Genomic DNA, 17,551 nt, shown 5'->3' with positions numbered 1-17,551 from the left:
TTACTAGGAGTTGATTTTAGAATATGATCTCTTAGGCTTAGGTAATACTTTTTATTTAATAAACCGCAAAATTGGCTGATTTTGTGGTTTATTTTTATGGGCGATAAAATTTAACATGGCCACCATCACGATCAAACCAACCTCTAAATGCCCAGTTAATCCATCCGCCATCACCTTTATTCGTGAATTCCCCATCCTCAAATACCCAAATTCCAAAAGTGATTCCATCATATACTGTTGTTCCGAAGAATTTAACACCGTTAAAACGATCCTCATAGTTTTGGTTTAAGTTAAAAACCATAACATTATAACGTTGACCTGCAGAATAAAATGTTGATTCCATTACACCTTTTACAAATCCTGAACGATTAGTTTGACTATTAATAGCATTCCTAATCAAATTAGCGATACCTAATACATCTATGCTTACATCTAAATTCGCACTAGCTTTGGCTGCATTTGGTAACTTAGACTCTACAAAATTAGTAGGTAATTCAGTAGATAAGTTAGTAGGAATATTAGTTTTAGCAGGAGAGACCTCAGCTGCACTTGCATCTGTTGGTGCGAAAGCTCCCAATCCTCCTAAACCAATAGTTCCAGCTAAAGCAAGGTTCACTAACTTTTTCATTTTTTTCATAAAAAAACCTCCTTTAAATTTTTATAAGGTATTCACCCTTACACCTCAAAGTATATATTTCTTATACAGAAGAGGCAAACGATTTTATCGAAATTTTTTTAAAGTTTTAATAGTCAAAAAGTTAATAAATATGCAAACAAAACTATTGAAAATGCATATAATGGATAAAATCCAAAAGATATATACATTTAAAGGAATAAAAAACCATTAACTGAATTTTTTGTAAATAAATGAAAAAACTTTTGTTTTAGTGTCTTAGATTCTTGTGCAAGAAATACTTGTATTGTGTACAACGAGGTAGAGCCGCATCGCTATTAAGCTAAACTATTATAGTATCCATATAAAAAATCAATTTTCCAGACAAATAAGAGTTATATAATATTGTAAATAAAAACATATCATCAACTCTAATAGAATAGAGCTTTTAATTTATTAATTAAAGAGAACTTTATTTTCGTACAGCTATGTACAACGATTCTTTCTAAAATAAAAATACATCACTATTAAATAGTGATGTATTTTTATTTTAGATATTAGAATAGGAATACGGACGAATTACTAAGGAAAAGGTTACTGAATAATATTTCCATAATAGAGCATTTAAATCCTAACTTCTCAATTTTATCTACACTTTCTTATCTGCCAACGAAACATTAGATACAATTATCAATCCATTTCCCTTTTAGGCTCTACCAACATGATGTGGGATTCCTTTTCAGTGAAAGGTTTATGCTCAACGCTTCTCGGGACAATAAACATCTCGCCCTTAGAAATTTTCACCTGTCCATCACGAAAATCGATGAACATCTCCCCTTCAAGCACAATAAATAGCTTATCCGTATTAGGATGCTCATGCCATATAAAATCTCCATTAGCTTTAAAAAGCTGAATTTGATCATCATTCATTTCACCAATCACTCGTGGATACCAATAATCGTTAATTTTAGATAACTCGTCATTTAGTTTAATAGGTTGGTAATGGATAATAATCCCTCCTCATTTTTAACTTCCACTATATTACAGTAATCTAACTAAAAAAGTCGTCATTATGCTTAAAAAGAAAATGCTCATGCCAGAACTTTTTATTCAGATAGTACAAAGGAGTGATTTCAATGAAAGTTCTTTCAATCCAATGTTCCTTTAACTCTCCATAAGTATAGAACAGTGATTTTCAAATAAGAATGGACCCCTGTTGACATTAGTATGGATTATTGATGAAATTCTCGCGATATTTAGTAGGCGAAATGCCAACTCGCTTCTTGAAAACTCTACTAAAATAAAAAGGGTCTGCGATTCCAATAGCTTGCGCAATTTGTTGTACAGGCACACCACTTGTACATAACATTTTTTGAGCCATCTTTATACGATAGTTCAATAAATATTCTGCTGGCCCCATACCTGCATGCTTTCTAAACACGTAAGAAAGACGATTTCGATTAATATTATTTTGTTCTGCAAGTGTATGAATTGTAATATCTTTATAATAGTATTTATGAACATAACTAGATATTCTTTCGAATAAAGTATGCGACTCATAGTTGTTTTCTCTATTGACAACACTTAATAAAGCTTCATTCAACGCTTCGCGAAACAGCATTTCGGTCTGAAACATCGAAATGCCTCCACGCTGATTATATACATCCCAAAGACGCATAAGTAATTCGACAAGACGAGGAGATTGTCCTGTTAATAATTCAAAATGCTGATGAGTAAAGCCAGAGTCTTCTCGTTCTGAATTGCTTATCCGATATAAAACAAGAATATATTCCCAGTTTATTTCACCAAGCATTCTATGGGCTAATGTCATTTTTGCACCCCCATGTATAACTTTTCCTGGGGAGAGGGTATACGGCGTACCATTAAATTGAAATTGCGTCTTCCCTGCAAGTGGAAATACAAATCCCGGGAAAGAATCTGTAGACTCAGCACAAGGCACACCTGGATTTTTAGCATAACGATATACTCCTTCTACTCGGAAAGGATTATTGGCAAGATACTCTGCTAACTCACTCACGTCCAACTTCACAATGCACGCCTCATTTCAATAATAGTTTTCTTGTAATTCGCGAGATTAATTGGTGTACATTCTGGGCAACGCTAAACTAAAAATAGTACATACGACTTAACAAGATTTGGTTACTAACCTATAAATATATTTTTTTCATTTATTGACAAAAGTATCCTCCCCATATTATTGATAATGATTTTCATTGTAGTTTGATAAAAAAACATTTGTCAAGTTAGATGACCTAGAAAAATGACGAAACAAGGGGTACAGAGGGACGGTTCTGTTGCAAATAATACCTGGTCTTTGTTAACTAATTCCCCTCAAAACTGGAATGATCATGTACACACCGGGTTTCATCAGCCGATTCGAATAATGGTACAGCAGATCAACGAAGCTAAGTCGAACTCTGATCTAATACAACTTAGTAATTCCCCCTATTGCAAATGAAACAAAGTATACAAGAGTTAGCTAATGAGATAGAAGCGTTTGGATATGAAGAACCAAAAGTTTTTTTGCACTACGTCAATCTATTAGTACATACTCAAAATCTCATTGCATAAAAGCATCACCTGATTCTATTCTTATCGTTTCAGGTGCTCTACAAGCTCTAGATCTTATATCTGTAGGTTTATTGAAACCTGAATCGACAGCTTTACTTGAAAGGCCATCTTACCTTTATTTCTTACATGTATTTCAATCTGCCGATATGGATTTTTCAGGATTACCCATAGATAATGAGGGCATAATAACAAAGTCAATTTTAAATCAAACGCAAAAATCTCAGCAAAATATTCTATACACTATTCCATCTTTTCATAATCCTACAGGATTTATTATGTTAGATTCTAGAAGGCCTGAGCTTTTAAAGGTTTGCAAAGAAGAAAGAATCCCCATTATAGAAGATGATATTTATAGAGAATTATGGATTGATAAGGAACCTCCTCTAGTCTTAAAAACAAAAGACATGCATGGTCTGGTTCTTTATCTTGGAAGTCTTTCAAAAAACCTCACTCCAGGATTACGAATTGGATGGATTGTAGGTCCACAATCTGTTATTAATTGTCTAGCTGATATCAAGATGCAATCTGATTACGGATCGAGCACTTTATCCCAACGTGTTGCATTTAAATGGATGAGTAGTGGCTTATAACAATAACATTTATCATAATTTTCAATAGTATTTCATCAATAAATAGAGAATTTTTTTCTGTACAGCTGCGTAGAATGATTCTACCTAAAATAAAAAATAGAGTCTCAAGACTGGGATCTTGAGACTCTATTTTTTATTTTAGACAGGAAACCATAATTTTCTCTAACTCTTCTCTACTTAAATTATCTGCAAGAATTGTGACTTGATAAGTATTATTCTTTCCTTTTGCAGGAACAATCATTCTCATCACTTTAAATTTATCCTTTGTGCTTTCAGATAAAGTTATTTTTGTACTAACTAATTCATAATTAGTTATCTTTTCACTAGTCCCTACTATCCCCTTCAACGACTCTTCTCCTTGATCTCTAACTGCAGATTGATACACCATATATACGGAATCTTCATTTCGATATTCATAAACAATAGTGGGATCCATTTTTTTAATAGCCAATGGTGTTTGAATATCTTCTCCAGTGAATTTATACCCTTTTACTACATACGTTGGTCTCTTAATTTGAAAACCAAGATATTCCTGTGCTTGCTTTTTATTCAATTTTAAAGACGAATAAATTTTCTGTCTAAATGGTCCAATTTCTTCAACATTTTTCTCATATTTTTTTTGCTCTTCTGGTTCTAATTTTTCAGGACTTCCTGCTAATTTTACTTTCTTATACAAAATCTGTGATTCTGTTTCTAAATTAATAAATCGCTCAAATTCTTCCTTCGTAAACAGATCCCTCGCCACTCCAAGCTCTGTAAGTAAAGTATTATATTCTCCTTCTGAAACAAAAAATTCTGATTCTGCCTGTTCTTTAGTACCAATCATTTTTTCTACAATTTGCTGTATAGAAATATCAGGTTGTGTTTTTAATTCTTTCATATTATCTTTTACTTCTATTTGTTGTTTCTCAGAATTTTTCGGTATATCAGCACGGGCATTTAATAAGGATACAGATGATACAGCAATAACTGCCAAAGCTCCTAGCGCAGACCAGCGATATGATTTTTTTTGGAATTTTTTAATCATTAGAATTCTCCTTTTTAACATTCTTTTGTTTTTACTAAAATTCGCCACACCGGGTACTTGATAATAACCTGAGTAATGTTCCAAAAGACTAATAATAGTATGGCCATATGCAATTTGTTCCTCTGAATCTATACATGTAAGAGCTAATGCATCGCATGCTAGTTCTTGATCTTCCCGCATACATGAGTAGGCATACCAAAGAGTAGGATTAAACCAATTTAAAATGAGTAAGCCATGCATTATCCAGTTCACACCAACATCTCTTCGCTTGATGTGAGCTAATTCATGATGAAAAATATACCGTAATTGTTGCTCATCTAATATTTTCATATGTACAGTTGACAATAGCAACTTGGGACGAATAAATCCAAACACTGTTGGACTGGAAACCTTTCCAGATACAAATAGAGGGATATTCCGTTGAATAGACATAGATTGCTTACACTTTTCAAAAATCTGTACAATCTTCTCGTCTGTAATAACAGGTTGTTTTTTTATGTAAAGTAATAAATGCCTGTTCATTATAAAAGTAGCAACACTTAGAAGGATAACGCCAGTAAGCCAAATATACATACAGATTGTATAGAATGAAATCGTCTCATCATCCTGCTTTTCATTCATGCCTGTTTGTGTCTTGTTTGCCTGAGCAGTTTTTGTTGAATTTGAGGTATAAGTATCTTCTTTTGTGAGAACCTTTGTATCGTCTACATCTTTTAATTCTTGCATACGTTCTTTTGTAAGAAAATTAGCTACAGGATTTCCCTTAAAAATGAATGCATCATCATTCTTGTAAGTAAGAACAGAATAGATACTATAGGAACTATCTGGCGACCAAGGTAATACAAGTCTTATAATTAATATAATCCACAGCATATATTGCCAACGTGGCGTTAACTTATTTCTAAACAAGACCTTGATACACAATATTAGTCCCACTAATATACTAGCCATAATAGAGGTCTCAATCATCCAATCAAAAAAAGCAGGTAGATAGATATTTATAAATTTTTCTATCACTACAGTCTATCCTTCCTCTGATTTTCCTCAGTTTTCTCATCCAAAATACGTTTAAGTTCGTTAATATCCTCTGAAGACAGCTTTTCTTCTTTCAAGAAATTTACAAGTAAAGGTTTAAATGCTGCACCATAGAAACGTTTAAGTAAAGATTTCGTTTCTACTTGTAAATAACTATCTTGCGATACCAAAGGATAATAAGAGTACAAACGCCCTTTATCTTGATGGTAAGCCACTGCTTCTTTGTGAACTAATCGATTAATCAGCGTTCGAATCGTTTTGGGTTTCCAATCCATTTTCACCTCTAACGCTTCAATCACCTCATTTGCCGTTTGTGGAGATTTTGACCACAGTACTTTCATAACTTCTAACTCAGCTTCTGAAATTTTAGGTAATTCATTCATTGTTTAAAATTACACCCCTCGTATTACGTTTGTAATCCACAACTGAATATTACACTTGTAATCTCTTATTGTCAATCGTATTTAATGTTTGTAGAACCCTTTCCTATGCCCATTAACATAAATTTAGACTATCATGTTCTCCTAATGAGACAAGAAAGCAGATCTTTCATAAATATTTTTTGTTACTAATATAGAATTAAATTTTAACTTCACACTTAATTAGTATTTGCTACTTTTACAAAGTACCCATTTTCTTGTCCCTATACATGGACAAGAAAATGGGTACTAAATGAAATATATCTGTAGATAATTCAGCATTTTACACTATAAATAGGTTCCTACTTTCATGTCTTTGTACAATAATAAATGTACAAGGACATGAATCTCTAAACAATTTAGACAAAAAAGTCTAAACTTTCGTTTTTAGATATTAGGTGTAACAAGACATTCTAAGCTGAAATTTTATATATTTACATAACTAACCCCATTTAAATGTCTCATTCAGATTATAGTAAAAGTATACATTTACATATTGTTTTAACTTACAGTTATCAACATTTTTTTACCTTCATCTTAGTAAAAAGATAAATCATGAAACTAAAATTATTATTATGCAAAATTGCATTTCAAATGCAGTTGATAATAACTCTTATTGTAACTATAATTGTTACACGTTAGGTGATATACGAAAGTTATTTACGGTTATATCTAACTGTGCATTTAAATACAATCGGAATGGAGATGTTATAAGGTATGAAAAAAATCATTTTAGCTGGTGCATTAGGAATTGCAGCTCTTGCAGGAACAAATTTACCAGGGTTAGAGGTAACCAAAGCAAGTGCAGCTGTTGAATCAAATATTTCATCAATAGAAGGACGTGTAGTAGAAGTTTCAGGGAATACTATTTATATTGAAGTGAAAGGATCCAATAAGAATATTGATAATACTAATCGTTTTAGTATTACTACAACTAACTTTAATCCTAATGTAAAAATTGGTGATGATATAAAAGCTACTGGTGCGATGATGCGTGATTTTGAGAGTTATATGATTGCACAGTCTATTGAAAAAGTTCAAGGGACTGATACATTGCATCAGGGAGAATATTTAGAACATGTTTTCGCATACGAATATGAAATAGGATATATTAAAGAAGTAGGTAAATTTCAATCATTAGATTATGTAATCGTTCAATATAATGGAAAAGATGGGATTCAAAAAAAGAATGTTACGGTTTATTTGACAAAAGGTCAAAAATTTAATGCACATGAAAAAGTGAAAGTGCATATGGCGAACGCTGAAAGAAGTAATGAGTGGTCGGTAATGGACGAAATTGAAAAAGTTAATGATTCTCAGGCACAAAGTAACCCTATTTTGAATCGTGAAGTAAATGGCCATGTAACAGGTGAAATCATAGAGGTTGGAAATAAATTTAATGAGTTTAATTACGTAATAGTTCCTTATATTAATCAATATGGTCAAAAGGAAATTATCGAAGTTCGTTTAACTCAAGGACAACAATTTAAACTAGGCGACAAAGTGAAAATTAATATGGAATTGGCTTTGGGACGTGGTAATATCGATGCAGATGTAACCGTTATAGATAATATTCAAAAAGTAGATGAAACCAACACTCAAGCTTATCAAAATGATCAGTGGGTTTGGTCTTAAATATAATTAGAAATTCAATTTTTCTCTTTAATGTATATACCAATTCAAAAAACCTTACAAAAATCTTGCAAGGTTTTTTGTTTATTTAACGGATTATCTTTTATATGTCCCTAAAAAGTACTCATTCGCGATTTGATTATATATTGAATCTTTTACTACTAATATAGAATCATAATTCGGTCTTAGTTCTTCAATTTCTACATTCTTTTGAATAGGAAGATTTATATGTAAGTTTCCTTGTTTAATTTGCATATTTTTCTGCTTTTAATTTCTTCATTTCTATCCTTCTTTGCTTTCTTAGATGTTATTAGCAAACTTTCTTTATCATTTTTTAAGCTTTCCACTGGATACCCCAGCTTTTAAACATATTCATTATAATCCGTTAATCTGATTAAGGTCCTTCCATTTTCTGTTGTTATAAACTTTGGAGAAACTAAGATATATTGAAAATGGGCCTTTTCTAGTTGTTTTTTTATTAGGAACAGGACAATTCCCGAAATTTAAGGAAGATATATTTACATTAGAAGGCACAGATTACTCTTTAATCCCAACGGCGAAAGTACCGTTAGCGAACTATTATCGCGATGAAATTTTAAATGTTGAGGAATTACCTATTAATTTTACTGCTCATACGCCATGCTTCCGTTCTGAAGCCGGTAGTGCAGGACATGATACGAGAGGACTTATTCGTCAACACCAATTTAGCAAAGTTGAAATGGTTAAATATACAAAGCCAGAAGAATCATACGATGCGCTAGAAAAATTAACAGCGAATGCTGAAAGAGCACTGCAATTATTACAATTACCTTATCGAATAATTGTATTATGTACAGTTGAGATAGCATTTCCATCTGCGAAAACATATGACATTGAAGTGTGGTTACCTTGCTATGAGATTTATCGTGGGATTTCTTCTTGCTCAAACTGTAAGGATTTCCAAGCACTTCGTGCAAGCATTCGTTTCCGCCGTACACAAGGTGCAAAACTATTGTACACACACTAAATGGTTCTGGATTGGCTATAGGTCGCACAATAGCGGCTATTTTAGAGAACTATCAACAAGAAGACGGCTCAATTATAATCCCAGAAGTATTACGTCCATATATGGGAGGAGTAGAGGTTATTAAATGAGAAAGATGTTGATTTGTGATAAAGTTTAACCATGAGGAATAGAGTCCTATTAATATAGGACTCTATTTATATAGCAAATTCTTTTAGGAGTCTCACGACATGCCCATCTACTTAAGAATTTTATAACAACCCAAAACAATAAAATTGTACATTTTCACATGAAGATGTCAATTTTCTCTTTTTGAAGGTATTTGTATTTCTTAGCTTGATAGCGATGGGATGTATCACTCACTGCATTAACTATTTAATTTTACTCCTTGTTATAGAGGATGTAACTAGGTTCATGATAAACCCACTCATCTGTACCAAATCTTAGCCAACCGTTCTTTTCTTCGTATACTTTAACTTTTTCACCTTTGCTTGCTTTTCTAACAACCGAATAGCTAGTTCCTGCCCCGCTTCGAACATTTACGCCAATGCCATTAATTTCAGCCGTTCCAATTCCCTTTTGAACACTACCAGTTTCAACTAATTGAAGCATGTTTAATATGAATGATGCTGTTTCACCACGAGTTGTTGTTCCTTTAGGAGCATACAAATTATTTCCCATCCCTTTTACAATACCTAAGCCGTATAGTCTTTGTACATCTTCTTTATAGATGATTTGATCTTTATCTGCAAATGGTACGTTTGCCAATGGTCCATTTATTCCTTTATACTGTAATGTTTTATTTACAATGACCGCTGCTTCTTCTCTTGTAATTGGTGTGTTCGGGTCAAAATAACCGTCTCCTCTACCTTTAATGATTCCTGCACTTGCAGTGCGTTTAATACCATCTCGTAGAGTTGGGTTTGCATCATTTAGGTCTTTAAATGATGCATCTCCGGCTGGTAGGTTTAGAGATCTAGAGGTTAATTGAGCAAATTCAGCTCTTGTTACTGCTCTATTAGGCGCGAAAATTCCGTTTCCTTCTCCTAGCATAATACCTCTTCTATTCAAATCACGAATAGCTGGTTCATACCAACCTCCTGTGATATCGTCTGTTGGTTGATTAAATTTATTATAATACCCTTCAACACCATTTACGAATGGAACCCATTGTCCACTGTTTATCATAATAGCAGGACAGTTTTTACCACTCCATCTTTGGTGTTTTACGATGTTATTTAATGGTACACCCGTTTCTTTCATTAAATACGCTACAAGTTTCTTAGCATTATCTACTGCCTTATTGTAGTTACCATCCCTGTTAACTGCAATTTCAATTGCAATAGATTCCCTATTACCTGAGCCATTACCGTCTCCTGCGTGCCATCCGTTCTCGCTTAATGGTAAGTGTTGATAAATCTCTTTATCATCTACTGTAAAGTGCCATGATGCAGCTCGGTCTGTTTTCCCTACTGCTTGGTTATATAAGTATTGGGCGTGATTTTTAGCTCCTGCTCCTACACTTTTATTATCGGTCTCATGAATTGTAATATACTTTGGAATCATATGGTTTTGAGGGCGAATATTATCGTTTCCTGCTGGAACAATCCATTCAGTGAATGGAACGCCATTTATAGTACTAGAAATTTTAGGTGCTGAAAAAGAAAGACTACGCTTTGTTCTATTTGGATTTTTAGGGACCGTTAATGTACCCGTTTCTTCATAAATACCTTCTGAACTTTGAAGACTATCTACTTTTTTATTATCAACAGTACCTTCACCACGTCCGTCTACTCCCTCAAAACTCTTCTCAATACTTTTTAAAGCTTGTTCATCTGATACTTGAAGTGGGTCTGTTCCGACTTGTTCTTGAACACTTATAGATTGATGGTTATTTACTGATTGTTGTTCTTCTGCAAACGATACCATTGGTGAGGATACTACCGTTAGTCCTACTGTTAATGCTACTACTTTTTTATTAAATTTAATACTCATGTTTAAATTGGTATATCTCGAATTTTTAGTAGATATACCTTCCTCCTTACACTTTTTTTAATGCGCATCATAATAGTTTAAAACCTAAAAATAACAACTTAATTTTCATTACTTATAATCAATGGAAGTACATAAATACTCCTGAATATATAGATATTTAGTATTAGTTTGAACAATCATTACAGAGATTGATAGGAACTGCAATAGTTCTTTTTTACGATTTCCCCCATACTATACATGATAAGATTTCCTCTCATACACTTACAAAAATATCATCAAAATAACCTTTGAAATGGATAAAAAATACATAATAATATACTTGAAATCCCGTTTGTTTTCTATGAAATCCACAAATTCTTTAAAAATAATACCTATAAAAAAAGGAAAGTTTTCTTATAATGGGTGCTTTAAAAAATTATTATGATGAGCGTGTATCTGTTTCTGTACGATCTTTATCTATTTCTGTAATAAGATCGTTCATCCTTTTTTCATCTTTTGATATTATTATTTCATTTACATTCTTTCCTTGAGCGCTTTTTATGCTGATTTAAAAGGATTTGCTCTTTATTATTCTGTTTTTAAACAGCTGTATCAATAGTTAAAGAGCGATTTTCTATTGTAGATGACTCAATCTTTTTATTATTGGCATCTAAATCTTTAGTGCTAGTTTTTGCTATTAATTCATCCTTTATTTTTTTGAAAAGCATATCTGTTTTTGCAGTAAGTTGAGAGGCTTCAGCGCGTGTTATGAATCTACTTGGTTGCCAAGTGTTATCAGTACCATTAGAAATTTTTAAATCAATTAAAATATTGGCATATTTTTCTCCATTAGCTTCAAAAGAGAATTTACCCCATTCATTTGGATCTTCACAATAAATAATGATGTTTGTTCCAAGAGTTAATGCTGCAACTTTGTTTTGCTCAATACCTGGTTTACTTTTAATCTGTAAATCAAATGAATATGGTACATGGTAGTAAGCAGATGAGGATACAACATTTACTTTTTCCTCATCTGCTTACATTTTATACGGGATTTCATTAGATAGCACTCCAACATCTAATGTTTCAGGATTCTTTGGTAAAGTACTATATATTCAATTGAAGTACCTATTATATGCACTTATACATACAAGTGTCAAGGGAATAGATATTAAGGTTTTATGAATAACTACTAGTATCTAATCTCACAATAAATCACGTGTAAACGGTGGTAAATATCCCTCTTTCATTTAAACTAGAGAGCCCTTTTATTCCATAGGATTAAAAACCCTTTTAACGATTTTTATATTTATTATAGCGATTAATTATTCACCTTATATAATAATTACTTACTATATTATTAATATAGTCACCTTACAAAAGTGTAAGATTCATTTCATTGACACTCATCTATATAAGTAACTATACTGGTTACACATGCTTAGTGAATATGTCAAATAGTCACTGCCTATAAGTGTATGTCTATGGATTCTTTTCAAAATAATAGTTTAATGGAGTTAAAGATTATTTATCTGTAATGTAGTGATAAATCCAACCTAATCAATTGTTCTTTAAGCTAAGTCGTATTACTTATAAGCTTAACTATAAATGATATATTTACTAACTTGTAATAATTTTTTAGAGGTGCTAAATTTTGAAAAACAAATTAATTGCTACAGGAATTATTGCTGGTAGTCTACTATCCTACTCATCTAGTGCATTTGCCAGTACTCATAAGTTTCCAGATGTCCCAAATTGGGCAAGCCCTTCTGGTAAATTACCTAGTTGATAGAGGCGCATTACACGGAAAACCCGACGGTACTTTTTCTCCTGCTGAAACAATTGACCGCGGTTCAGCTGCTAAAATAATGGCCATTATGCTTGGACTAGATATTAATCCAAATGCTAAACCATCTTTCCAAGATGCTCAAAATCACTGGGCAGCACCATACATTGCAGCTATTGAAAAAGTAGGTGTTATTAAAGGAGATGGCAATGGTAACTTCCTTCCAACAGGTTTAATTAATCGTGCATCAATGGCTTCAATGGTGGCAAACGCTTACAAATTAGAAAATAAAGTTGCTGGAAATATAGTAACTACGTTTGAGGATTTAAAAGGACATTGGGGAGAAAAATATGCAAATATTTTAATACAAACAGAAATTTCTAAGGGCACTGAAGATGGAGAAAACTGGTCCCCTAATAGACCGATTACCCGTGCAGAGGCTGCACAATTTATTGCAAAATCTGATCAAATCGTCCACCAAACAAAGAAAGAAGAAAATGCTGTAGTTGGTGTAATAAATGATGCAGATCCTTATTATGTGACAGTTACGTATAAAGATGCCAGTGGAAATAATCAAGAAGTTACTATAAACTTCTCGAATGGCAGTAACTCAAGCTTTAAAAAGGATGACAAAGTTAAAGTTGTTAACAAAGATCAATGGAAGCAACAAAAAATCTATGGACAAACTGTATTTTACACTGATGCAAATTCTATTTCTTAAGTAAATGATGAATCTAAAAAACAACAAGAAAACCATGTAGTTGGTGTAATAAATGATGCAGATCCTTATTATGTGACAGTTACGTATAAAGATGCCAATGGAAATAATCAAGAAGTTACTATAAACTTCTCGAATGGCAGTAACTCAAGCTTTAAAAAGGATGACAAAGTTAAAGTTGTTAACAAAGATCAATGGAAACAACAAAAAATCTATGGACAAACTGTATTTTATACTGATGCAAATTCTATTTCTAAAGTAAATGATGAATCTAAAAAACAACAAGAAAATCATGTAATGAGTAAAGATAACGAACAAAAACTCTTAGCGCAATTAAAAAAACGTTCTGGTACTGTGATAAAAAAATCCGAAGATAACATTGAAATTTCAAGTGAAAACAACATTGTTCGTGCCCATGTTAATCCGAAAATACTTTCAAATATTAAAATAGGTGATACAGTAAATGTTTATGCTAAAGCATTTGAAATGGATCCTATCCTTTTAAAGGACTTACCTTTCGAGGCAAGAAACGCGATTATTCAAAAGGGAAATGAACAAAACATTTTAGAGAATCAATACAACAAAATCACAGGAAATGTAATACAAAAATCTGAGAATTCAATTGTTGTTTCAAGCAACAACATAACTTATGCAGCTGGGGTTTCACCCGAAATATTACAAGATATTAAAATAGGTGATACAGTGAATGTTTATGCCGCATCTTTTGAAAGTAGTCCTACTTTACTACCTAATACTCCTGTGGATGCTATTTCTCCAATTGTTGAAAAAGCAAATTAGTATTCTACATTCTGTGATTTTATCCAAAATCATACTAAATAATCTAGGAATGTCTTTAAAATATTTATTCTAATAAGGTTATATGCCATGGTATAAGTAAAGGTCGCATAAAACTTTTCTATGTTAAACAATCATGTAGTGTAATTCCCTCCCCTACTAGCCCCTTTTTGGTTAGGTGAAGGGGGGGCTCATATTTTGACAAGCTAAGGTGAGGTAAACCTTTTGGACAGAAATGGCGCTTTAAAATAAGAGCCTCTTTTCAGGTTTGTACTTAAAATATTATAAGTATATTATTTTTAATAAGAAATATTTAATTTACAGTCTTCGAAAATCAGAATTGATTGGTATGATTCTATTAGTGTCTAGGTCCCCATCATTAATAAGATACGTATTATACTTTTCTATATAATCTTGCATTTCTTTAAATTTCTCCCTATCTATGATATACATGTAGGAATATATTTGTTCACCATCTATCTTGAAAGGTTCAGACAGCTGGAAAGCATTTTCATACTTCTCTTTAAAATGCTTTTTTGCTTCTTCATAGATCTTAAAATCATGAATTTCCGCTTCTTCCTCACGACTTATCCATAACTTTAATGGCATGACATTCACTCAGTGTTGTTACTTTCAGTAATTTTTCTGATGTATCGTATAGTATCATTATAAGTTATTGTCCTAGTAATCCCTTCAATAATTATTAATATTCTGTTTCTTGTTAATTGTAATTAAATACATATCTTACCTTCTGGGATAACACCTGCAGATACAAAATACATAACTATTACTACATCTACTCATGTATATGCTGAACTCTTCAAGAAAAGATAAAAGCCCTCCTAATTAAAGAAGGGCTTTTATCTTTCATATAAGTGAATCCGATTTTATGATTTTAAAAATGAATGTCGTCTGTTATACCCCTATAACGTCAGAGCATGCTCTGACGTTATTATTATACTAATGTATATAACGGAATTCAATACTATAATAATAGGTAGATTTTCCCTACCTTTCTTCGTTTTTATGATTATAATATTATAAAATTATTATATATAATTATATAGTTTTAATTATTATATACTTATACGAGTAATTTAGCTCTTTTTACGAGTTGAAATTAAGTTATATATAAGGAACAGTTTAAATGAAGAACAAAGTTACGCGTATGATTATGTTAATAGTGGTAATGGCTTTATCAGTTACAGCACTTGCAGCATGTGGAAATAATCGTGATCCTGAAGAAGTTGCTACAGCGTATTTCGAAGATGCAAAAGAAGGAAATGTTAAAGATTTTGGCGAGTTATTCACTCCTGAAGCGAAGAAAATCGTTGCTTTTGTGGGCGGAAATGCAGACCTAATGAAATCGGTTAGCAAAGATCTTAAAAGCTATAAAATTTGAAAAGTCGAAGAGAAAAATGAAATTGCTACAGTAACTGTTGATGCAGTATATAAGGATAATCCTAAAAAAGTAATCGTAATTGAATTAGAGAAAACGGACGAAGGTTGGAAAATTAGTAAATCATAATAGAAAAGTACAGATCCTTAATTGATTAAGGACCTGTACTTTTTTATTATCTGGGGAGCACATACATTTTTTTAGTTTAGATTTACAATTTCGCTTTAGTTAAATGCTGATTGGCAAAGAAACCCTATAATAAATTTAATATTGTAATCAAAACAAAGGTACCTATTTTTCAATTTCCCAGTAGCTAATTTATATAGTTATAGGTATTGGTTACCTAGGATAAAGTATAATTTCATTTGAAATCAGTTTTCCTATAGGCTGTGTATGAGCAGCATCTTTGTATAATTGAACGATGACAACTGTAGTTTCTTTTTCACGAACACTACCTATTTTTAATTGTTTTATTGGAGTTTTCGAAGAAAAGCTTCCAACAGTTCCATCATGTACTACAGACTCTAGGCCTTTATATGTTAAATCTGCAATGTAATACATTGTACTACACTTTCCTTCTGCCTCTAATTGAATACCCACTGTTTTATTATTGGACTTATACTCTGTTTGATCAGTATTTACTCTAGTTTTACAATTGTTACCTGCAGCTGTAACTTTATACCATCCCCCCGATGCAGCTTCAACATTTCCAGATGTAACGAAAATACAACCAAACATAAAACTCAATCCCATTAAAACTTTCACATAATGTTTCATAAATTTATCCCCTTTCTATTTATTTATATAAATATTAACATATTTACTTAAGTGTTGGTTATTTTTTCTATATTTATCAAGTTATTACAGAACATTGCGTTAACTGTATTGTTTCTTTCTTGGTGTAACTTCTTTATTTCCCTTTCAAATGTTCTTTTGTTCTCATTTCCCAATAGTTTTTAAAAAATTATTATACTTTTTATTTAACGCTTACTTGGCTGTTTTCCTGTTTTCCTGTTTTCCTGTTTTACTTTCCTAATTACTATCATTTTACTAGCTGTGTGCTCTATCACACTTTTAAACTTATTTTTTTAAGATACCCTTCCTTATTTTTTAACTGCTCTGTTACTAAATCTATAATTTGTTTGCTCGTAGAAGTCATTGTGTTCTTTTTTTGAAAATACTGTTGACCAGTGTATTTCTCCCATTCGAAGATTTTATTTTCCAAACGTGCGTTTTTTTTCTTTAATTTTTCATATGTAAAATTCATTCTTTCTCCTTTATAACTATCGGTAACAATGAACTTTCCGACGTTATTACAGTAACCGTGTATGCATATCCAATGTGATATTACATGTTTTTGTATCCTGTTAAAACCGAGGAGAGCTTTTATATCATCTACTAACCCCAATATATTATATTGTTTAAGAATGCTAAAAAGAATAAAGGCTTCATTGTTGTTCAATTGCTGGATAAGAGAGTATTGTGTCAAATCACTAACGTTCGCTATTTCTATTTCATACTTAAGATTATCATCTACAGGGTTAATTTCACCTGAAATTATGTTTTTATGCAGTTCATGAATCACATTTTCAATGAATCTTTTAAATGTATTGAATTTGAAAAATTCGCCTACTAAAGTGTATCCAGTGAATTCATTATCTTGGATTCTAAACTTGAATTCTTTTAGTAGTTCATAGATTTCTTGATCAATCTTTTCTTTTTTGTGGCTACTTACTTTGTTCATGTTAAGTAATCCATTTGCAAGACCGTATATTCCACAAGTGGGTCCTGTTTGATTAATATCTAGGTTCATAATCTTTATACAACCTCCTATTCCTTCCAATATTGACCCGTAAATAAAAATATGGTATGTTTACTGTAGATTAAATATATATTGAATGCATATCCAATATATATTAAGTATAGTACTTAACTGAATTGCATAAACTAAAAATGACGAGATGCTGT

11 protein-coding genes and 7 pseudogenes are annotated in these 17,551 nt (G+C 31.9%); 6 read left to right on the top strand and 12 right to left on the bottom strand.

Annotation, left to right across the window (positions count from 1 at the left end; translation table 11 throughout):
- Positions 1-94: 94 nt before the first annotated feature.
- The 3 genes from NST27_RS29315 to NST27_RS29305 form a co-directional block, all read right to left on the bottom strand.
- Positions 95-592 (bottom strand): stress protein, encoded by a 498-nt coding sequence (locus NST27_RS29315; protein ID WP_372584636.1) that lies wholly within the window; start codon positions 590-592, stop codon positions 95-97.
- Positions 593-1,303: 711 nt separating this feature from the next.
- The gene (locus NST27_RS29310) at positions 1,304-1,543 is read right to left on the bottom strand and encodes a cupin domain-containing protein (RefSeq protein ID WP_000997183.1); all 240 of its coding nucleotides are present in this window, start codon (positions 1,541-1,543) and stop codon (positions 1,304-1,306) included.
- A gap of 292 nt (positions 1,544-1,835) precedes the next feature.
- The gene (locus NST27_RS29305) at positions 1,836-2,663 is read right to left on the bottom strand and encodes a helix-turn-helix transcriptional regulator (protein ID WP_000762822.1); all 828 of its coding nucleotides are present in this window, start codon (positions 2,661-2,663) and stop codon (positions 1,836-1,838) included.
- Between the two features lie 264 nt (positions 2,664-2,927).
- Here NST27_RS29305 and NST27_RS29300 point away from each other — a divergent pair.
- Positions 2,928-3,789: pseudogene (locus tag NST27_RS29300) on the top strand (aminotransferase-like domain-containing protein); the annotation flags it as partial.
- Positions 3,790-3,928: 139 nt separating this feature from the next.
- Here NST27_RS29300 and NST27_RS29295 read toward each other — a convergent pair.
- Positions 3,929-5,839, bottom strand: a complete 1,911-nt coding sequence (locus NST27_RS29295) for a beta-lactam sensor/signal transducer (protein ID WP_000570334.1) — start codon at positions 5,837-5,839, stop codon at positions 3,929-3,931.
- Positions 5,839-6,240 carry a BlaI/MecI/CopY family transcriptional regulator gene (locus tag NST27_RS29290; RefSeq protein WP_001004322.1) on the bottom strand — a complete coding sequence of 134 codons (402 nt, stop codon included), beginning with the start codon at positions 6,238-6,240 and terminating at the stop codon, positions 5,839-5,841. The genes NST27_RS29295 and NST27_RS29290 overlap by 1 nt, the downstream gene beginning before the upstream one ends.
- Positions 6,241-6,993: 753 nt before the next feature.
- On the opposite strand from NST27_RS29290, the pseudogene NST27_RS29710 reads away from it, so the two are divergent.
- Positions 6,994-7,314, top strand: a pseudogene (locus NST27_RS29710) (hypothetical protein); the annotation flags it as partial.
- A gap of 690 nt (positions 7,315-8,004) precedes the next feature.
- Here the strand turns inward: NST27_RS29710 and NST27_RS29280 are convergent.
- Positions 8,005-8,163 carry a hypothetical protein gene (locus NST27_RS29280; RefSeq protein ID WP_001988346.1) on the bottom strand — a complete coding sequence of 53 codons (159 nt, stop codon included), beginning with the start codon at positions 8,161-8,163 and terminating at the stop codon, positions 8,005-8,007.
- A gap of 223 nt (positions 8,164-8,386) precedes the next feature.
- Between NST27_RS29280 and serS the strand changes: the two are divergent.
- Positions 8,387-9,042: pseudogene (gene serS, locus NST27_RS29275) on the top strand (serine--tRNA ligase); the annotation flags it as partial.
- 250 nt (positions 9,043-9,292) lie between these two features.
- On the opposite strand, the gene NST27_RS29270 reads toward serS, so the two are convergent.
- The 3 genes and pseudogenes from NST27_RS29270 to NST27_RS29260 all read right to left on the bottom strand — a co-directional run.
- Positions 9,293-10,906 (bottom strand): S-layer homology domain-containing protein, encoded by a 1,614-nt coding sequence (locus tag NST27_RS29270; protein ID WP_000023100.1) that lies wholly within the window; start codon positions 10,904-10,906, stop codon positions 9,293-9,295.
- Between the two features lie 700 nt (positions 10,907-11,606).
- A pseudogene (locus NST27_RS29265) lies at positions 11,607-11,733 on the bottom strand (S-layer homology domain-containing protein); the annotation flags it as partial.
- Positions 11,722-11,988 (bottom strand): annotated as a pseudogene (locus NST27_RS29260) (hypothetical protein); the annotation flags it as partial. The pseudogenes NST27_RS29260 and NST27_RS29265, both read right to left, overlap by 12 nt.
- A gap of 551 nt (positions 11,989-12,539) precedes the next feature.
- On the opposite strand from NST27_RS29260, the pseudogene NST27_RS29255 reads away from it, so the two are divergent.
- Both NST27_RS29255 and NST27_RS29250 read left to right on the top strand, forming a co-directional pair.
- Positions 12,540-13,173 (top strand): annotated as a pseudogene (locus NST27_RS29255) (S-layer homology domain-containing protein); the annotation flags it as partial.
- A 291-nt stretch (positions 13,174-13,464) separates the two neighbouring features.
- A complete protein-coding gene (locus NST27_RS29250) occupies positions 13,465-14,187 on the top strand; it encodes a hypothetical protein (RefSeq protein ID WP_341035322.1) in 723 nt (240 codons plus the stop codon).
- Positions 14,188-14,502: 315 nt separating this feature from the next.
- Here NST27_RS29250 and NST27_RS29245 read toward each other — a convergent pair whose 3' ends face one another.
- Entirely contained in the window at positions 14,503-14,793 is a 291-nt protein-coding gene (locus NST27_RS29245; RefSeq protein ID WP_001987978.1) for a hypothetical protein, read from the bottom strand.
- A gap of 538 nt (positions 14,794-15,331) precedes the next feature.
- Between NST27_RS29245 and NST27_RS29240 the strand changes: the two are divergent.
- A pseudogene (locus tag NST27_RS29240) lies at positions 15,332-15,712 on the top strand (DUF4878 domain-containing protein).
- Positions 15,713-15,922: 210 nt separating this feature from the next.
- On the opposite strand, the gene NST27_RS29235 reads toward NST27_RS29240, so the two are convergent.
- Both NST27_RS29235 and NST27_RS29230 read right to left on the bottom strand, forming a co-directional pair.
- On the bottom strand, positions 15,923-16,360 hold the full coding sequence (locus tag NST27_RS29235) for a hypothetical protein (protein WP_000683859.1): 438 nt from the start codon (positions 16,358-16,360) through the stop codon (positions 15,923-15,925).
- A 289-nt stretch (positions 16,361-16,649) separates the two neighbouring features.
- Positions 16,650-17,396 carry a hypothetical protein gene (locus tag NST27_RS29230; protein ID WP_033689768.1) on the bottom strand — a complete coding sequence of 249 codons (747 nt, stop codon included), beginning with the start codon at positions 17,394-17,396 and terminating at the stop codon, positions 16,650-16,652.
- Between the last annotated feature and the right edge of the window lie 155 nt (positions 17,397-17,551).

The sequence above is a fragment of the Bacillus sp. FSL W8-0770 genome (assembly GCF_038008705.1).
Classification (GTDB): domain Bacteria; phylum Bacillota; class Bacilli; order Bacillales; family Bacillaceae_G; genus Bacillus_A; species Bacillus_A cereus.
The sequence above is the reverse complement of the archived record's forward strand: the minus strand, read 5'-3'. Positions and strand labels throughout refer to the sequence as shown.